Source organism: Streptosporangium vulgare, from assembly GCF_042428775.1.
Classification (GTDB): Bacteria; Actinomycetota; Actinomycetes; order Streptosporangiales; family Streptosporangiaceae; genus Streptosporangium; species Streptosporangium vulgare.
The window spans coordinates 1-542 of the sequence record NZ_JBHMBS010000183.1; the positions used below are offsets into that span (position 1 = coordinate 1).

At 28.0% G+C, this 542-nt stretch carries 1 pseudogene; it reads right to left on the reverse strand.

The window, feature by feature from the left end:
• Positions 1-428, reverse strand: a pseudogene (locus tag ACFFRH_RS44605) (complex I subunit 1 family protein); the annotation flags it as partial.
• Positions 429-542 lie beyond the last annotated feature (114 nt).

The window sequence follows — 542 nt, forward strand, 5'->3', positions numbered from 1 at the left end:
TTAATAATTTTGAAGTCTAATTCATTTGCTAAATAGATATAACTATCTCCTGATATATGTTTTAATAAATAAATAAAAGGATAGAGATAGTAATTGAAATTGAACAGATAACCACCTAAAAATAATATACTATTTACAATACAAATAAGCACTATACTAGCATATTCGGCTAAGAAAAAAAATACAAATATAACTGCTGAATGTTCAGTCATGAATCCACTTACTAATTCAGATTCAGCTTCTGCTAAATCGAATGGTGCCCTATTTGTTTCTGCTATTGATCCTATAAAAAATACCAGAAATACAGGTAGTAAAGGTACTATGTATCAAATAGACCTTTGAGATTCTACAATTAAAGTTAAATCTAAACTACCAGCTAACATAACTATTAACAGTATAGCAGAACTTAGTATTAATTCATAACTAATTAGTTGAGCTGTACTTCTTAATGACCCTAAAAAGGCATATTTAGAATTGGCAGATCATCCTGCTAACAATATTCCATAGGTAGATAATGAAGACACAGCTAACATATATAATAC